This window comes from Pseudoalteromonas sp. PB2-1 (genome assembly GCF_045040605.1).
Lineage (GTDB): Bacteria > Pseudomonadota > Gammaproteobacteria > Enterobacterales > Alteromonadaceae > Pseudoalteromonas > Pseudoalteromonas arabiensis.
Map to the genome: position 1 here is coordinate 3,472,593 of NZ_CP090667.1, position 19,102 is coordinate 3,491,694.

General features: G+C 43.4%; 17 protein-coding genes. 5 read left to right on the forward strand and 12 right to left on the reverse strand.

Features of this window, described 5'->3' with window-relative positions:
• Positions 1–40: 40 nt before the first annotated feature.
• From tatC to hemB, 5 genes are read left to right on the forward strand one after another with little or no spacing between them, the layout of a single operon-like run.
• A complete protein-coding gene (gene tatC, locus L0Z67_RS16310; protein WP_062567518.1) occupies positions 41–781 on the forward strand; it encodes a twin-arginine translocase subunit TatC in 741 nt (246 codons plus the stop codon).
• 1 nt (position 782) lies between these two features.
• The gene (locus tag L0Z67_RS16315) at positions 783–1,319 is read left to right on the forward strand and encodes a hypothetical protein (protein ID WP_062567517.1); all 537 of its coding nucleotides are present in this window, start codon (positions 783–785) and stop codon (positions 1,317–1,319) included.
• Positions 1,319–2,101, forward strand: coding sequence for a TatD family hydrolase (locus L0Z67_RS16320; RefSeq protein ID WP_062567516.1), 783 nt, complete (start codon positions 1,319–1,321; stop codon positions 2,099–2,101). The genes L0Z67_RS16315 and L0Z67_RS16320 overlap by 1 nt, the downstream gene beginning before the upstream one ends.
• A 1-nt stretch (position 2,102) precedes the next feature.
• Positions 2,103–3,950, forward strand: coding sequence for a diguanylate cyclase (locus L0Z67_RS16325; RefSeq protein WP_237128197.1), 1,848 nt, complete (start codon positions 2,103–2,105; stop codon positions 3,948–3,950).
• Positions 3,951–3,962: 12 nt separating this feature from the next.
• On the forward strand, positions 3,963–4,976 hold the full coding sequence (gene hemB / locus L0Z67_RS16330) for a porphobilinogen synthase (protein WP_062567514.1): 1,014 nt from the start codon (positions 3,963–3,965) through the stop codon (positions 4,974–4,976).
• A 76-nt stretch (positions 4,977–5,052) separates the two neighbouring features.
• On the opposite strand, the gene fusA is transcribed toward hemB, so the two are convergent.
• From fusA to L0Z67_RS16390, 12 genes are all read right to left on the reverse strand, one after another.
• Positions 5,053–7,140, reverse strand: coding sequence for an elongation factor G (gene fusA / locus L0Z67_RS16335; protein WP_062567513.1), 2,088 nt, complete (start codon positions 7,138–7,140; stop codon positions 5,053–5,055).
• 210 nt (positions 7,141–7,350) lie between these two features.
• Positions 7,351–8,079, reverse strand: coding sequence for a response regulator (locus L0Z67_RS16340; RefSeq protein WP_237114589.1), 729 nt, complete (start codon positions 8,077–8,079; stop codon positions 7,351–7,353).
• Positions 8,080–8,115: 36 nt separating this feature from the next.
• Positions 8,116–9,738, reverse strand: a complete 1,623-nt coding sequence (locus L0Z67_RS16345) for a sensor histidine kinase (protein WP_062567511.1) — start codon at positions 9,736–9,738, stop codon at positions 8,116–8,118.
• 14 nt (positions 9,739–9,752) lie between these two features.
• Entirely contained in the window at positions 9,753–11,291 is a 1,539-nt protein-coding gene (locus L0Z67_RS16350) for a tripartite tricarboxylate transporter permease (RefSeq protein WP_062567510.1), read from the reverse strand.
• A 3-nt stretch (positions 11,292–11,294) separates the two neighbouring features.
• The gene (locus L0Z67_RS16355) at positions 11,295–11,759 is read right to left on the reverse strand and encodes a tripartite tricarboxylate transporter TctB family protein (RefSeq protein WP_062567509.1); all 465 of its coding nucleotides are present in this window, start codon (positions 11,757–11,759) and stop codon (positions 11,295–11,297) included.
• Positions 11,760–11,772: 13 nt separating this feature from the next.
• Positions 11,773–12,738: a tripartite tricarboxylate transporter substrate binding protein gene (locus tag L0Z67_RS16360; protein ID WP_062567551.1), complete on the reverse strand. Its 966-nt coding sequence runs from the start codon at positions 12,736–12,738 to the stop codon at positions 11,773–11,775.
• 18 nt (positions 12,739–12,756) lie between these two features.
• The gene (locus L0Z67_RS16365; RefSeq protein WP_237128200.1) at positions 12,757–13,998 is read right to left on the reverse strand and encodes a porin; all 1,242 of its coding nucleotides are present in this window, start codon (positions 13,996–13,998) and stop codon (positions 12,757–12,759) included.
• Between the two features lie 219 nt (positions 13,999–14,217).
• A complete protein-coding gene (locus L0Z67_RS16370; RefSeq protein ID WP_193987998.1) occupies positions 14,218–14,877 on the reverse strand; it encodes a CoA transferase subunit B in 660 nt (219 codons plus the stop codon).
• 11 nt (positions 14,878–14,888) lie between these two features.
• Positions 14,889–15,596: a CoA transferase subunit A gene (locus L0Z67_RS16375; RefSeq protein ID WP_193987999.1), complete on the reverse strand. Its 708-nt coding sequence runs from the start codon at positions 15,594–15,596 to the stop codon at positions 14,889–14,891.
• 9 nt (positions 15,597–15,605) lie between these two features.
• On the reverse strand, positions 15,606–16,367 hold the full coding sequence (locus L0Z67_RS16380) for a 3-hydroxybutyrate dehydrogenase (RefSeq protein ID WP_405128262.1): 762 nt from the start codon (positions 16,365–16,367) through the stop codon (positions 15,606–15,608).
• A gap of 4 nt (positions 16,368–16,371) precedes the next feature.
• Positions 16,372–17,559: a homoserine O-acetyltransferase gene (locus L0Z67_RS16385; RefSeq protein ID WP_405128263.1), complete on the reverse strand. Its 1,188-nt coding sequence runs from the start codon at positions 17,557–17,559 to the stop codon at positions 16,372–16,374.
• A gap of 9 nt (positions 17,560–17,568) precedes the next feature.
• Positions 17,569–18,870 carry a GntP family permease gene (locus L0Z67_RS16390; protein WP_062567503.1) on the reverse strand — a complete coding sequence of 434 codons (1,302 nt, stop codon included), beginning with the start codon at positions 18,868–18,870 and terminating at the stop codon, positions 17,569–17,571.
• Between the last annotated feature and the right edge of the window lie 232 nt (positions 18,871–19,102).

A 19,102-nucleotide genomic window follows, 5' to 3' on the forward strand; every position in this document is an offset into this window, starting at 1 on the left:
TGCTTTTGTGGTCAATGATAATGAAGATGAATAATAAACTATGACCGAGCAAGCTCATACAGGCTTTGTTGGCCACTTAATTGAGTTACGAAATCGACTCATGAAAGCGTTGTTAAGCATTTTGCTAATATTTATCGGCTTGGTGTATTTTGCCAACGATATTTATGATTTTATTGCAGCACCATTAATCGCAAATTTGCCTAGCACAGCCACCATGATCGCAACGGATGTAACATCACCGTTTTTTGCACCGTTTAAACTCACTTTATTTGTTGCGTTATTTGCTGCTATCCCAATGATATTGCATCAAGTTTGGAGTTTTATAGCACCGGGCTTATATCAACATGAAAAGCGTATGCTCATGCCTATTCTAGCCTCTAGCATTTTGCTATTTTATAGTGGAATCGCATTTTGTTACTTTGTGGTGTTGCCTATTATTTTAGGATTTTTTACTAGCACGGGCCCTGATATGATGACATTAGCGCCTGATATTAGTAGCTATTTAGGCTTTGCTTTAAAACTGTTTTTTGCATTCGGCATTGCGTTTGAAATACCGGTGGCTATTATGCTGTTATGTTGGAGTGGCGCAACAACAACAAAAAGTTTAAAAGAAAAACGGCCTTATATTGTGGTTGGTGTATTCGTGATTGCCATGTTCTTAACACCGCCAGACGTACTGTCACAAACATTACTAGCATTACCTATGCTGCTATTATTCGAACTAGGCTTAATTTTGGCTGCATTTTACACTGCTAAGCCTCAACAGGAATCAGAGGAATAAAATGAAAAAACAACTCATTCCCATCGTTGCACTTTTCACGATTACTGGCACTGCGCACGCTAACGAAGTAAATATCCAAGCACTTCAAGCCTGCACTTTCGTTGAAAATGATTTTAATCGTTTACTTTGCTACGACAACATCATGGCAGGTAAATCACTAACAAAGCCTGCAGCCAAAAAACAGCTAGAAAAACCTGCCGCAACCAGCTCTTCTGCTACGGATACTAAAGCGGTTGTAGCGGCAGCACCTACTCAACAACCTATCCAAGCGAAAAATGACAACTTTGGTTTAGAGCACAAAGAAGTCACAAAAGAGAACGATGACGAAATCAGCGCGGTTGTTAAAAGTGTTGAACAGGCTGCTTATGGTGAACTCATTATTGAGCTTGATAACGGTCAGCAATGGCGTCAAGTAGGCTCTGATCGTATGCGCTTAAAAGCAAATGACACAGTGATAATTGAACGTGGTGTTTTCAACTCTTTCTTATTGAAAATCAAAGGCCAAAATCGCTCTATTCGCGTAAAACGTACTAACTAATGACTATTGAGCTTGTTGATGCTGGCGTCAACTTAAGCAATCATCAATTTGATGAGCATCATGATGAAGTGTTACAACGTGCAGCTCAAGCCGGAGTAAAACAGATGCTATTGATTGGCTGTGATTTACAGAGCAGCCAAGCATCATTAGAACTTGCAAAACGCCACTCCCTGCTGTGCACCTCAGGTATTCATCCCCATGATGCAAAAACGGCTGATACAGCTTTAGAACAGCAGCTAACCTTACTAGCAAGTCACCCAGAAGTCGTTGCTATTGGTGAGTGTGGACTCGATTATAACCGTGATTTTTCACCTCGCGATGTACAACGTACTGTATTCAGAAGACAACTCGCTCTTGCTGAAACACTTAATATGCCAGTCTATTTACACGAGCGCGATGCAAGCAAGGATATGCTCGCAATACTTAGTGAGTATAGTGTAAAAGGAGTGCTTCACTGCTTTACTGGTGATGAGTTTGCACTACAACGTTACTTAGAGAAAGGTCTTTATATTGGCGTTACTGGCTGGGTGTGTGATGAGCGCAGAGGAGAGCAATTACAATCATTAATACCTAGCATACCTTTAGAGCGCTTGTTGATTGAAACAGACGCACCTTTTTTACTTCCAAGAACAATAAAACCGAAACCAAAATCGCGTCGTAATGAACCTAGTTATTTAACCTATATCTGTCAGCAAATTGCTGATTTAAAAGGCTGCGAATTTACTGAGGTGGCAAAACAAACTACACTCAACTTTCAGCAATTATTTTCCATTAGGGGCTAAAATGACACGCCTATGGTCACTGTGTAGCGTACTCTTTGTTGTTTTATTCAGTCCCTATTTAGTGGCTAATCCTATTAATGTTGGCATTGATTTCAAGTCTCAGCAGCTTTTAAATGTTGAGTACACCCTTGCGCCTAGCACTGAACAACAGATTCTTAATAACAATCAAATAGAGTGGCTAGACAGTGATGGAACATCCCTTAATTTAGGTATGAACTTAACTCCTGTCTGGGTAAAACTCGCAATAAATAATACTTCCCTTACAGATATACCCGTTATTTTATCTATTGATAACCCCCTCTTAGATGAAGTTAATGTACTGCATACTCAAGGCACTAAAACTATTTTTGTGACAAAGATAGGCGATGCATTACCGCTTGCTAATCGGCAAATAAAGAGTGAGTCTTTGCTAGTATCGCTCACACTCCCTAAAGCAAGTCATACTACGGTCTATTTACAAGTAAAGAATGATGCAGGACTGCGTATCCCTTTAAGTTTATGGTCACCAAACGAGTATCTAAAACATAAAACGAAGTTTAACTTACTGTATGGTTTGCTGGTTGGTTTTATCTTGTCGCTCGCCATAACAAGCTTTGTTTTATATGGGTTTTCTAGGCGACATTATTTTGCTTATACAGGCATATTACTCACTTTGCTTTGGCTCACACTCGCTTACTTATACGGCTATGGTTATCGCTACTTACAGCCTGATGGCATCTCATTCCAGCAACTCGCTATTCCTAGCTTGCTGTTTATAAGTAGCGCTTTATTTGCACCACTGCAACAGGCTATTTTTGGTCCAGCTAAGCGTCGGCTTATACATGGGTTAGGGTATGCAATAATGCTACTCACCCTGTTCACGTGGTTTGTACCCGTTCATATCGCTCTGTCGCTATGTTTATTAAGTTTACCCATTTTTCTTAGCTTAATTGCTGCCATATCAGTTAAACACTATAATTATCAGTACACGCAGCCTTCTATCGCTTACTTGATTGCAATCAGCGCTTTTTTCTGTGCCATTATTTACAGTGCCTTAGGTGTATTTAATCCCTTTGATTTAAACATTGGCGTGTTATCACTCACCTTTGTGTGCTTCTTAATATGTAGCCTTAGTTTGAGTTACGCCGTGATAAAAATGTTTTTAATGCAGCGAGACGCTGAAGTAAGTGCTCAACAAAATGCCCTTGCCGAAAGTAAAGCCCAAGACACCCTCATGCGTGAGCGTTTAGCGATACAAGAGCAAGCGAGGCAAGACTTAGAAAGCAACATCGAAGAACGTACATTTGAGTTACAAGTTACGTTAAGAGAGCTTGAAGAGAAAAACCGAGCCCTTGAGCAGCTCAATATGGAAGATGCATTAACAAAAACAAAAAACCGTCGTTACTTTGATAAAAAGCTATTGATGGATATACGCCGCTCGAGACGCGAACAAACCCCCCTAAGTATTATTATGTTCGATATTGATCACTTTAAAGCGATTAATGACAACTATGGACATTTAACAGGGGATCAAACAATTCAGGCTGCTGCAAATATTATAAAAAACCACCTAAAACGTCCTCTTGATGATGTAGCAAGATATGGTGGGGAAGAATTTGTTGTGCTGTTGCCCAACACCCCTCACCGAGGCGCATTAGAAATTGCTGAGCAAATACGCAAAGCGGCTCAGAACACTGATATAATAGTCGCCGGAACAACGATTAAATTTACATTAAGTGCAGGCGTTTACAGCGCAATTGCTGAAGATATAAATAACCCAAATTTATTCACTGACTATGCCGACAAAGCCCTTTATCATGCCAAGCAATCAGGCCGAAATCGTGTAGTTAGTTATCCTCTACCAGACTAGGAGCATTAAAGAATGGCCCAATCAGGACTCGACCTCTTTCCTTATACACGCATGCGCCGTATGCGCCGTGATGATTTCTCTCGTCGCCTAATGGCTGAAAACCAACTTACCGTCAATGACCTTATTTTCCCTGTATTTGTATTAGAGGGTAAAAACCGTCGTGAAGCGGTTGAATCGATGCCTGGTGTTGATCGCCTCTCAATTGACCTATTACTAGAAGAAGCCAAAGAACTAGTGGATTTAGGTATTCCCGCAGTTGCTATTTTCCCTGTGACTCCAAGCGATAAAAAATCTCTGCTCGCTGAAGAAGCTTACAACCCTGATGCACTTGCGCAACGAACTGTACGCGCATTAAAAGAAGCATTCCCAGAGCTCGGCGTTATCACCGATGCTGCGCTTGACCCTTTCACAGTGCATGGACAAGACGGGATTATTGATGAAAATGGCTATGTCATTAATGACGTCACGACTGAGATTTTAGTAAAACAAGCCTTATCTCACGCCGAAGCAGGTGCTGATGTAGTTGCTCCATCAGACATGATGGATGGTCGTATTGGTGCGATTCGTGAAGCACTCGAAGCTGAAGGTCATATCCACACACGTATTATGGCTTACTCTGCGAAATACGCTTCAAGCTACTATGGTCCATTCCGTGACGCTGTTGGTTCTGCGGGTAATTTAAAAGGTGCAGATAAGAAAACATACCAAATGGACCCTGCCAACTCAGACGAAGCAATTCGCGAAGTTGCACTAGACCTTCAAGAAGGTGCAGACATGGTTATGGTAAAACCAGGAATGCCATATTTAGACGTAGTTCGCCGCGTCAAAGATGAATTCGGTGTTCCGACATTTGCTTATCAAGTTAGTGGTGAATATGCGATGCATAAAGCGGCTATCGACAACGGCTGGCTTGCTGAAGAGGCAATCATCATGGAATCGTTACTTGCATTTAAACGAGCGGGTGCAGACGGTATTCTGACTTACTTTGCCAAGCAAGCAGCAACATGGTTAAAGAATAACCAGTAAGTTATTTATATCAGCAACCTAATAAACAAAAAACCCGCAACGAGTGCGGGTTTTTTTATAAAGGTCAAAAGGCTAATTATTTAGCAGCTTTTTTCTCTTTTTCTGCAGCGATTACAGTTTCAGCTACGTTCTGTGGACATGGTGCGTAGTGTGAGAACTCCATAGAGAACTGACCACGACCAGACGTGATAGTACGTAAGTGACCGATGTAACCGAACATTTCTGAAAGTGGTACTTCACCCTTGATGCGAACGCCCATTGCGCCTGCTTCTTGGTCTTTGATCATACCACGACGACGGTTAAGGTCACCGATTACGTCACCCACGTTGTCTTCCGGAGTGAATACGTCAACTTTCATGATTGGCTCAAGAAGTTGTGCACCCGCTTTAGGGATAGACTGACGGAACGCGCCTTTAGCAGCGATTTCGAACGCGATTGCTGATGAGTCAACTGCGTGGAAAGCACCATCGAAAAGCTCAACTTCAACGTCTAATACTGGGAAGCCAGCTAGAACACCTTCTTCCATCATAGACTTGAAGCCTTTCTCAACTGCAGGCCAGAATTCCTTAGGAACGTTACCACCAACAACTGAAGATGTGAATGTGAAACCTGAGTTAGGCTCACCTGGCTTGATGCGGTAATCAATCTTACCGAATTGACCAGAACCACCAGATTGTTTCTTATGCGTGTAGCTATCTTCGATTTCTTTCGTAATAGTTTCACGGTAAGCAACCTGAGGTTGACCAACAACTAGCTCAACACCGTAAGTACGCTTAAGGATATCTACTTTGATATCTAAGTGAAGCTCACCCATACCTTTAAGGATGGTTTCGCCTGAATCTTCGTCAGTTTCAACTTGGAATGAAGGATCTTCTGCAACCATTTTACCGATCGCAATACCCATCTTCTCGTTACCACCTTTATCTTTAGGTGCAACAGCGATTGAGATTACTGGATCAGGGAAGATCATCGCTTCAAGTGTACATTCGTGCTTAGGATCACAAAGAGTGTGACCAGTTTGAACGTTCTTCATACCAACAACAGCGATGATATCACCCGCTTGTGCTTCAGAGATCTCGTTGCGGTCATCAGCTTGCATCTCAACCATACGGCCGATACGCTCAGTTTTACCTGTTGCTGAGTTAAGTACTGTGTCACCTTTTTTCATGCGACCAGCGTAGATACGGATGAACGTAAGTGCACCGAAACGGTCGTCCATGATTTTGAACGCAAGCGCTTTAAGTGGCTCATCAGCAGAAACTGTAGCAACTTCACCAGTAGGCTCACCTGTTTCAGGATCAGTTAGAGGCTGTGGATCAACTTCTGTAGGCGAAGGTAGGTAATCTACAACAGCATCAAGTACTAATTGCATACCTTTGTTTTTGAATGCAGAACCACAGAACGTTGGGAAGAACGCAAGGTCACGAGTACCTTTACGAATACAACGTTTGATGTCTTCTAAAGAAGGCTCTTCACCTTCCATGTACGCCATCATTAGGTCTTCGTCTTGCTCAACAGCAGACTCAACAAGCATTTCATGGTATTCATCAACTTTGTCTACCATGTCAGCAGGAACGTCTTGTACTTCATAGTTTTCAGGAAGACCAGTGTCATCCCAAACGTATGCTTTTTTCTCAAGTACGTCTACAACGCCGCAGAATTGGTCTTCGATACCGATTGGTAAAGTCATCACTAGTGGGTTAGCACCAAGTACTTTCTCAACTTGACCTACAACGCGGTAGAAGTCAGCACCCATACGGTCTAGTTTGTTTACGAAGATAACACGTGCAACTTCTGATTCGTTCGCATAACGCCAGTTAGTTTCTGACTGCGGCTCAACACCACCAGAACCACAGAATACACCGATACCACCGTCTAGTACTTTAAGTGAACGGTATACTTCTACTGTGAAGTCAACGTGTCCCGGAGTATCGATAACGTTTAAGCGGTGGCCTTTCCACTCACAAGTTACAGCTGCTGATTGGATTGTAATACCACGCTCAGCTTCTTGTTCCATGAAGTCAGTAGTAGACTCACCGTCGTGTACCTCACCAGTCTTATGAATTTTACCCGTAAGCTTAAGGATACGCTCAGTGGTGGTAGTTTTACCCGCGTCAACGTGGGCGAAAATACCAATATTTCTGTACTTCGATAAATCTGCCATTATTTTACTCTTAATAAAGTCGAAAAATTATTCGGCGGGAGTATAGCATTACTTAAAGCGAACATCACCATCGAAGTCGCTTAAAATGCAATCAATTTTATAAAATTTTTCTATGCTAAAGATAAGTGGTACTTTTTAAAGTAGCTTGAAATGATTTTACGCTGTAAAAATCACATAAAATCCGCGAACACACTAATAAAACACCGCTATCTAACCAGTAAGCATTTTATAACAGCGTTCAGGTCTACCAATACTGCCATAGCTTTGATCAGCACTGACTTTTTCTGCTTCCAGTAAATATTCAAGGTATCGACGAGCCGTTGAGCGACTTACCCCAACTAAATCACCCATCTGCTGGGCAGTAAAATCCGTTCCTAGGTTCGCTTCAAATGCTTTTAGAATTTTTTGCAAAGTAAGCTGATCGACACCTTTAGGTAATCTAACAGGCGTTTTTTGCTGCTCTTGTGAACCAAAAAGGGTATCAACCATAGATTGTGTGACTTCATTTGCATCTGACAAACATTGCTGTCTTGCTTCAAAGCGCGCTAAAGCTTGATCTAAACGATTAAGCATAAGTGGTTTAACTAAAAAATCGCATGCACCAAGTTGCATGGCTTTTTCCAATGTTTCGACTTCTTTTGCCGCAGTTAACAGCATCACTTCACTTTTAAGCTCATTACGTCGCAACTCATTTAACAGCTCAAGACCATTACCGTCAGGAAGGTGGATATCAAGCAGAATTAAATCTGCATCAACTGCTTGTAATAATGCTTTGGCTGTCGCTAAATTACCGGCAATACCCACCACTTGATATTGCCCTTGGCGTAATGTTTGACGCGCTCCTTGTTGACCTGCAATACCATGAGGAAGTAATAAATATTGCGCTAACAGCTGTGCAACCTCGACTTCATCTTCAACTATGACAACCGAATAAGTCATCTTCTTTACCTTTTATTTATAGGCTGATCATTTTTATTATTTTGGAATGTAGACACTTAAGCGTGCCCCCATCAGATCAGACTCACCTATTTCTAAACTACCACGACACGAATCTAAGTTGGTTTTAACTAAATAAAGACCTATGCCATGCTCTGCCCCTGACTTAGAACTGTATTGTGGTGTAAATATCACATCCTTGTCATCGCCCAAACCAAAGCCGCTGTCTTCAACATCGAACAGCAAGGTTTTACTGGTTTCATCGACCGTAACTCGCACCTTGGGTATACGTGTATCGCTGGCTCTAATCGCAGCTTCAATTGCGTTATCAATCAAATTGCCGAGTATAGAGACAACCCGTTCCAGCATATCTTTACGGGTGATCGATCCCAGTAAACTATCAGGATTGAGCTCAAGGATTACATTAAGTTCACGGGCTTTATGGTATTTACCGACCAGTAACCCAGCAAGTACCGGATCTTGGATCCTTTCGAGTAAATGATGGATCTGCGCTTGTGAGCCTTTGCTTTCTTGGCCTATTAATTCAATAGCTTGATCCGTTTGCCCCATTTGAATTAACGCACCAATTAAGTTTAGCTTGTTTGAGTAATCATGCGTTTGCACCCGCAATAACTCAGCAAAGGCTTGCACTTTGGTTAATTGCTGCGATAAATATTCAAGCTCATCAGCAGGGCGCATACTCAACAAAATACCATCCGCCTGACCTTGCACTTGCAATGCATATCGCGACAACACAATACGCTTATCGGCAGCAAACAATTCAAAACCAACAATCGGTCGCTGTTGGTTATGCATTAAAAACTCGGTATGTTCAGGAAGTAAGTCTTCAAGCTTAAGTGGCTGATGGATACAGCTAGTTGGTTTGCCAAGGATTTCGCAGGCACGTTGGTTTAAGTTACGCACATTGCCTTCTGGATCAAGGGCGATAATACCGCTACGAACCGTATTCAAAATAGCATCTTGCTCAGAAAAGAGCCGTGCTATTTCATCTGGTTGCAAGCCAAAAATAGCATTACGAACCCGTTGACCAATATACACCGCAGCCAAAATGCTCAACCCCACTAACAATAAGCCCCAAAGCATGATTTCGGCGCTTCGAGCACGAATGAGCGGCTCAATCGATTGCACCAAAAACCCCACTGAAACAAGCCCTATTATCTCACCTGATTCAGAATAGACTGGCACTTTTCCGCGAATTGACTCACCTAAGCTGCCTTTCGCAATAGATACGTAGCGCTCACCTCTTAGTGCAGCTTGGCTATCACCCCCAACCATGTGCTTACCCAGCTTATTAGCATCAGGATGAACAATACGTGTTGTTTGGCTATCGCCAATAACGATAAAACTTGCTTCCGTTAATTCACGAATTTGCTCTATTTCAATATTAAGCTTTGCGTGGTCTTTTTGTGTTAGTAACGCTTTTTGTACATCATCTCGCGATGCGATGCTCGTTGCTAACGCCAGTGCCTTGTCACCCATATGGCTATGTAGACTCTGCGCTGTGATCTGATACACCAAAGCGCCAAACAACACAGCTTGTAAAACACATAGACCGGTAACCCAAATAATGAGTCGCGTTTCTAAGCGCTTTGGCTTTTTAACCATATGCTGAAATGGGTTTAGCTTATTGGTGTATCTCATCTTATCGCCTTGTACTACGCATGCTGCTCTGCTTGCGTGGCTGCTTTTTCTTTTCGACGTTGGACAATATAGTCTTTCAATGGGAACAACAACACTAAGATTGAAATTACGAAAATACTGAGTGTTAATGGGCGGTCCCATAAAAAGCTCAATGAGCCATCTGAAATCATCATCGCACGACGGAAATTTCGCTCAATCATATCGCCAAGTATAAAGCCAAGTAACAAAGGTGCCATCGGGAAAGCTAGCAACCTAAGGACTAATGCCACCAACGCAAAGCCCACCATCATAAATAAATCAAAGGTGTTAAATGACACTAAATACACGCCAATTAAGCTAAAGAACAAAATCATCACGGTTAGCACCGATTTAGGCATAGCCAGCACTTTAGCAAAATATGGGATCAACGGCAGGTTCAGAATAAGCAGTACGATATTGCCAAAATACATACTGACAATGACAGCCCAAAACACGCTTGGGTTTTCTTGCATTAACATAGGACCTGGTTGAATGCCGTAGGCGATTAAGGCGCCTAACATAATCGCTGTCGTGCCAGAGCCAGGAATACCTAACGTCAGTAGCGGTACAAATGAACCCGTACAGGCTGCATTATTAGCCGATTCAGGGGCTGCTAAGCCACGCATCGAGCCCTTACCAAATTTATCTTTCAGTGCCTTTGGAGCAAGGTTACGTTCCGTGGCATAGGCCATAAAGCTGGCAATCGTCGCCCCTGCCCCTGGTAAAACACCGACAATAAAACCAAGTAAAGAGGAACGGCCAACCACAGGAGCCATGTCTTTTACTTCTTCTTTGGTTAATTTTGTTGAACCAATTTTTGGCGTATTAGGATCATCCAACTTGTTATCTGGCTCAGCCTCAGGGCGCGCCACATTAATCAGTGCCTCAGCCAACGCAAACGTTGCCATTGCCACTAATAAAAAGCTAATGCCATCTAATAAATCGGCTTGGCCAAAGGTAAAGCGCTCAGTACCCGAAGACGGATCAATCCCTACCGTTGCCAGCATTAAACCAAATACCGTCATCATCATCGCTTTTAAAAATTGCCCTTTATTAGAGAACGCGGCAATGGCCGTTAAGCCTAAAAACATTAGTACAACATAATCAGGGGATTGAAAACTTAACGATACTTTCGCTAATAATGGCGCAGCCACCATCAGTAAAATGGCGCCAATTGTTCCACCAATAAAGGACGCATAGGCTGCAATGGCAAGGGCTTTACCAGCTTTGCCTTGCTTAGCTAAAGGATAACCATCGAATGAAGAAGCAACTGTCCCTGCAACCCCTGGCGCATTAATCAAAATAGAAGACGTAGAGCCACCAAATATAGCGCCGTAGTAAACACCCGCCATTAAAATCATACCCGAATCAGCACCAATGCTGTAAGTGATCGGGATCATCAATGCAATCGCAGTAATTGGACCAAGTCCAGGTAGCATACCGATGAAGGTGCCGACAAAGCAGCCAACAATCACATATAACAAGTTGTTCCAGTCGAGTACGGTCGACAAACCTAACATAATTCCATCAAGCATAACTTAACTCCACAGGTTGCCAGGTACTAAGTAAATGCCCAGTACTTGTGTCATTAAAAACCAAAAAACTACAGCCACAGGCACAGAGGCAAACAACAACACCGTTTTACGGCGTTCGCCCATAATAAAAAAGCCAGCAATTAAAAAGGCACTGGTGGCAATTAAAAAACCAAACGGCTCGAGCATGGCGCTATAGGCAACCATTAGCACTAACAGTGCAAAGGTACGTAGTAAGTTGCCCTTACTGAGTAGCTCTGCTTTTTCTGTTGGCGCTTGCTTTAATAAGTTGGCACCAATCGATAGTACACACACCACAATACCAAATACGGCATACACTTTTGGTAAGGTTGCAGAAGTAACGCTTTCATACTCTTCAAATGGCATGAGTGGAATTTGCCAAGCCACAAGGGCGTAAAGGGTAAAGAGGACCAAGAATAAACTTGGTCCAATTAGTTCACGGTTTAACATTAAAAAGTCCCAACTAACCTAGTCTACGAATAAAACCAAGCTCTTCCATGACCACTTTTAGCTGTGCTTCCTGCTGCTCAAGCGCTTTAATAAACGCTTCTTTCTCTTGAAACAGGTTTAACCAACCATTACGCGCACGAACCGCTTCCCACTCAGGTGTTGCTTGTAATTTACGCAACTTTTCTGTGTACTGAGCTAGTTTGTCCGCGGGTAAATCTGGGGTTGCAAAAAAGCCGCGCCAGTTTACGAATTCCATGTCGTAACCTAGCGACTTTAAGGTTGGAATTTCAGGATAATCCGGTAAAGCATCTGCTGAAGTCACTGCTAAAATACGCGCTTGACCGCCATTGGCGACTTCGAGTGCTTCACTTAAGCCCGTTGAAAGTAAGTTGACCTCACCCGACAACAAACCTGCTTTCGCTTTACCACCCGCATCATAGGGAATGTAACGTAATCGACGACCATCAATACCCGCCGCCTTTACAGCTTGTGCTGCCACTAAGTGATCCATACTGCCGCGCGCTGACCCTCCCGCCACTTTGACTGAGCTTGGATCTTTTTTCATAGCATCAATAACGTCTTGCCATGTTTTATAAGGCGAATCATTACGTACAACAAACGCGCCGTAATCGGCAATCATGCTGGCAACTGGCGTTAAATCACGATAGCTGTAAGGAATTTTGCCTGATAATGCGCGTAGTACGATAGGCGTTGAGTTCACCATCAACATATCGCCTTTTTTAGTACCCGACTCAATCAAATAAGCTATCGCACGGCCACCGCCGCCACCCGACATATTTTGAAACGACGCATTATCTTCAATCCCCGCTTTTACCATGGCTTCACCCACACCACGGGCTGTGGTATCCCAACCGCCACCTGGACCACCGGGTACTAAAAAGTGTAAGTCAGCTAACGCCAACGGGCTGGTTACTAATAACGAGGCTGCTAATAAAGAGCTCTTAATTGATTTAAACATAGTCATAATGCACGACTCCTAAAATAAGTACTGCATACGAGCGCTGATGCCCATACCTGAATCTTCATCACCTACCAGCGAAGAAGCGCCTGCACCATCAACATCGCTGTAAATCAGGTTGCCCATAAACTTAATATCGCTGCTTAGGTAATAGGATGTGCCTAACGTATAAGTGGTTACGTCAGTGCCTTGGTCTTTACTACTGGCATTCATTTGTGAAACACGGGCAACCAATTCCCATGCGTCTTTAATCCCTTTTGGCTGAACAAATAACGCAGAGCCCGCTTTGTAATTGCGCTGCTGACCACCTAAGAAGTAACTGGCAGAAACATGAAAACCATCAAAGCGCTCACCATCTAATGCATTGCTACTATCAATCGTATCGAGGTAACGGCTGGCATATTCAGCCTCTAGAGTGAAAGCATTTGCTTGGTAGGCAAATTCAAGACCTGTTTGCGACATACTATCGAGTGCAGCCGTTTCACCGCCTACTGCGTAATCCACTAAGCGCACATTGGTTTCACGCACTTCACCGCGGGCAAAACGAGCGCTTAAATCATTACCGCCCATATCGCGATAGGAGTGCCAAGCACCTAAATGAATCACATCACCAGGCGCCGCACTTGACCACGTTAAGCGACCTGTTACAGCCAATGTGAGTTTGTCGTCTTCGTCATGGCCTGATGCACCAAACGCATCATTTTTGTAAACACCTACGGCATAACGTAAGCCTGAGTCCTTAAAGTATTGATAAGCTGAAATACCCCAACGAAAGAAAGGTGAGAAGGTATTAGCAAGGGTGCTGCGCTCAATAGTGTTAATGTGCTTAGAACTGGTTAGCGCATTGAGCGACATGTCTTCACGAATTTTACCGGCTTTTACTTTTAAGCCGTTGTCGAATGCATAACGAACACGGGCTAGAACAATTTCAGCTGTGCCTTCTGCAAATTCGAGTAATAGTTTGTGATCCCAGTTACCATGTTCACTTTCAACATAAGTACGGATACGTCGAGGAAAGAAGTCGCTGCCTCCAGCGCCATCATTGTCGGCATTGTAAGCGCCGTCGAAATAGTTGTAATCAAGCTGTACGCGACCACCAAATTCTAGGTTAAAGCCGCTAGATATTTTTAATGAGTCCACTTCTTTTTGAAGTGCATCGAGTTGTTGCTGTAGTTGTTCAGTGTCGCTTTGTGCGAACGCTGATGTACTTGCTAACGCCGCTGCAACGGCTAAAGCGAGCTGTGTGTTACTTGCTTTCATGAATTACTCCACACCAGATTATAATTATTTGTTGTCGTTGATCGGCCGACTGCAAATGGCGATCTGGTTTGGAGCTTAGTGTTAACGATAGATTAACGAAATGTTTAGGAGGTAAGTTGCATTGATGATAATAAATGGCTTTTTGCTCATAAAATTCATGAACAAAAAGCACATTACTAGGGTTTAGTATAAAATTCAGTCAAATTAGGAGCTTAATTGCTAACTAAAGGTCATTTCAGGTACATCTTCAGAGACAATAAGCTTACCTTGTGTCTTAGCTATAATCTCATCGACTGAGACTCCTGGGGCACGCTCTAATAAATGAAATGCACCGTCTTTAATTTCTAACAGTGCCAAATCGGTGATCACTTTATTGATACAACCAACCCCAGTTAGCGGTAAACTACATTCAGTCAGCAGTTTTGACTCGCCATGCTTGTTGGCATGGGTCATAGTACAAATAATGTTTTTAGCACCGGCCACTAAATCCATCGCACCACCCATCCCTTTAACCAACTTTTTCGGGATCATCCAACTGGCAATGTTGCCGTTTTGGTCCACTTCAAACGCACCCAGCACGGTTAAATCTACATGTCCACCGCGGATCATGGCAAAGCTTTCTGCGGAGCTAAAAATAGCTGCGCCTGTTGCTGCGGTGACCGTTTCTTTGCCTGCGTTGATCATATCGGCATCAACTTGGTCTGCACTTGGGTAAGGTCCCATACCGAGTAAGCCATTTTCTGATTGCAGCATCACTTCGATGCCATCAGGGATATAATTAGCGACCAAGGTTGGAATACCTATGCCCAAGTTAACGTAGTAACCATCCTGTAGTTCCATCGCCACGCGTTTAGCGATTTGTTCTCGTGATAATGCCATCAGCGTGCTCCTTATTGATTCTCTTGCTTAGTGGTAACTTTCTCGATGCGTTTTTCAAATTCACCTTTAATCACTCGGTCAATATAGATACCCGGCGTGTGAATTTGGCTTGGCTCCAGCTCCCCTGGCTCAACAATTTCTTCAACTTCAAGAACCGTAATTTTGCCTGCGGTTGCTGCCATCGGGTTAAAGTTCATCGCCGTATGACGATAAATACAGTTACCGTAGCGATCTGCTTTCCACGCTTTAACAATCGCAAAGTCGCCGGTAATACTTGGCTCTAATAAATAATCGCGACCATTAATATTGCGGGTTTCTTTACCGTCAGCCACCGGTGTACCGACACCCGTTGCGGTATAAAATGCAGGAATGCCCGCACCGCCAGCACGCATTTTTTCCGCTAAAGTGCCTTGCGGTGTGAGCTCAACTTCAAGCTCACCATTTAATAGCTGCTGCTCAAATAACGCGTTTTCACCGACGTATGAGGCAACCATCTTACTGATTTGCTTGTCTTCAAGCAGCACCCCTAAACCAAAACCATCAACACCACAGTTATTCGATACCACGGTTAAATCTCGGGTGCCTTGATGTTTAATTTGCGCAATCAAGCCTTCAGGAATACCGCATAAACCAAAACCACCTGCTATCACTGTCATGCCATCTTCAAGGCCAGCCATTGCTTCGCTATAACTTGTAACTACTTTATCAAACCCTGCCATTGGCTTCTCCTATTGTGCAGTCCAACCGCCATCAATGGCGATTGCTTGGGCGGTAATATTGCGTGCTGCATCGGCCATTAAAAAGCTAATGGTATGCAGGATCTCATCTAAGCCGATAAATGCTTTTTTCGGCATCGGTGCTAGCATAATTGTGTCGATCACTTGTTGCTCAGAAATGCCATGCTCTTTGGCTTGTGAGGCAATTTGTTGCTCCACAAGCGGCGTTTTTACATACGCAGGGCACACGGTATTAATGGTGATATTGGCATCATTAGTTTCAAGTGCCATGGTTTTAGCAAAGCCGATTAAGCCATGTTTTGCAGCGATATAAGCCGACTTATATTTAGACGCCACCATCGCATGGATTGAGCCAATATTAATGATGCGACCAAAATCTTGCTCACGCATGCGAGGGAGTACAGCCTTGGTCATCATCGCAGGGCCAACAAGCATGACTTGTTGTAAAAACTGCCATTTATCAGCCGGAAAATCTTCAAGCCTTGCAACGTGCTGAATACCTGCATTATTAATAAGTACATCTATTGGCTGATTAAGCTCAGTGAAAAACTGCTCTATTGCGGTGCTTTCTGCCACATTGAGTGCATACCCTTCGGCGCTGCCACCTTGCTCAACAATGTCTGCTGCCGCTTGTTGTGCTGCTTGCTGATTTAAATCAGTGACAATAATAGTGTGACCTTGCATCGCCAGCTGCTTAGCAACATATAAACCAATACCACTGGCTGCACCGGTAATTAAAACTGTTCTGCTCATCGGGCTACTCCTCTAAAAACTCACTGATAAGCTGCGCTTTAGGGGCGATTGAGAAGATGCCATCAAGGTGTCCCCAGCCCCCTTCAATTTCTGAAATCGCAACATCTTTACCTTGTGCTTTCATGGTGTCGTACACAGTCCGCATGTTTTCGGGGCGTAGCAATAAGTCGTTCTTTGCGGGTAGTAATAATGTTTTGGCAGAGACATTTTTAAGTGCCGTTGTTAAATCGCTTTGCATGCCAGCGGTAAATAGTTGTGATGCCCGGACCAAATAAAGTACATGGTTTGCATCTTGCGTTTTCGCACGCGCCATTGCCCGCCCAGCCAATACCTGATTTAACTTAGGCAAGGTACGAATGTCTTTTAACGCGCCTTCATCCAATATGTTAAAGTCAGGGAAGCTAGCGTTATAAATAATTGGATGCATCGCATCTTGCGTAATATTAAGCATGGTTGCCGCTAAGCCATCTAACGGACGCTCTTTGCCGTAGTAATTACCTTGCTGCCAGTTTTTATCTAAACGAATTGGTAACGCCCATTTTTCAAGTGCAGCGACTGTCCATGCATCCATCGTTGCAGCGCCAATCACGTGAATTAAACGCTCTACTTTATCTGGGTAACGCGTTGCCCACTCAAGAGCTTGAAACGAACCCATTGATGCGCCCATCACAGCATGTAATTTAGTGATACCTAGGCTTTCTAGTAAACGTTTTTGCACATTCACAAAGTCAGTAATTGTGACTACAGGGAAGTCCAAGCCATAAGGTTGACCTGTTTTGGGATTGGTTGACGCAGGACCTGTGGTGATCACATTAGGATCATGCCAATTGGCATTTACTAAGGTATCTGAGCTAATCACATAATATTTATTCGTATCAATCGCTTTACCTGGGCCGATAATCGCATCCCAATAACCTGGTAAGGCATCATCCGCTTTATATTTACCTGCAGCATGAGACGTACCAGAGAAGTAATGAGTGATTAAAATCACGTTATCTTTATTGGCATTTAGTTTTCCGTAACTTTCCCAGCCAATATCCACTTGTTCTAAAGTCACACCAGACACAGTGGTAAAATCTTTTGTCGTAAAATGCTGCTTTTCCACCAGCATAGTGTCGGCTTTGCTTGCAGCGCCAAACGCAGTGCTACTAAATACAACTAGCCATAGCAAAATTATTAATTTGGTTTTCATTGCTGTTCCTTAAAAGAAAATAAAGAGTCCGAGTGCCAATGCCACACCGATAAGCGGAATGACCGCGGTGAGTGCTGCCATTGACCAATACGCTCGTTGATGCGTTTCTTTACAGATAGCACGTATCGTTGTGACCACATAGCCATTATGCGGCAAGGTATCGAGTGCTCCAGAACTAATCGCCACCACACGGTGTAGTTGTTCTGGATTCACACCCATATCTAAATAACCCGGTGCGACAAGTGGTAATGCGATGGCTTGTCCACCAGAAGCAGAGCCTGTTAAACCCGCAATGACACTCACTGCCACGGCTGCGCCAAGTAGTTCATTCCCTGGCATATGGGTCATCACATCGACAGCGGCGGTAAATGCTGGTGACACTTTCGCCACAGCGCCAAAACCAACCACGGCAGCGGTATTACCGATTGCTACTAAAGCACCGGTTGTACCCACATTAATAGCATTACCCATATCGTGAAAATGCTTAAAGTTGATAATCACAATACTCAGTACACCACCAAGTAAAGCGACAATCAGCGCTGTTTGCTGCAATACATCATGTAGTGTAAATGATAAAAGTAGCACCACGATTAGCGGGATCACACCCGTGATTGGATGCGGACGACGACGTTCAATAATGACAGGATCATCATCACGCGCTTCAAAGGTTTCGCCGTTAGCAACGGCCTTTTTGATCATCTTGTTTAACCAAAAATAGCCTGCTGTTGCCATGAAAATAGCCACCACTAAGCTGACTTCCCATGCCGCATAGGGTGACGTACCAAGGTGTTTAACCGGGATCCAGTTTTGAATTTCTGGCGAGCCAGCTGAGGTCATGGTAAAGGTCACCGAACCAAATGCCAGCGTTGCTGGAATAAAACGGCGTGGTAAGTTTGCATCTTTGAATAGACTTAATGCCATTGGGTAAACAGAAAACGCAACGATAAAGACGCTCACGCCACCATAGGTTAAAACAGCACAGGCAATCACCACCGCAAGAACTGCGTGCTTCATACCTAATTTACCCACAATGTAGCTTGCAACACTGTCTGCAGCACCGGTGTCTTCCATAAACTTACCGAATAACGAACCCAGTAAGAACATAAAGAACCACGCACTTAAGAAGCCTGCAAAGCCATCCATATAGGCGTTAATAAAGTTTGTATCTGCCGATACAGGGAAAATGGCCATGCCACTACTAAGTGCAACTAACAGTGCACAGATTGGCGCAGCGATAAATAAATTTACCCCACGCAGCGTTAAAATGATCAGCAGTATTAAGCCGCCTAACAGTCCTATCATGCTCAGCATAGACATTCCTATAATTATTGTTATTACACAGATGAGGTGACATCGGAATAATGCTTTTAGTCTTACCTTAAGCGTTCAAAAAATACATAACACTAAGGTACTATCTGCTTTAAAAATAGCTTAATTGCTTGATAAATAAAGGGCTGTGGTGGGTATAGCACTATGGTACTAATTCAATTTTTGCAACTATCTTCTACATTAACTGACAGGTGACACGGGCAAATCTTATTCA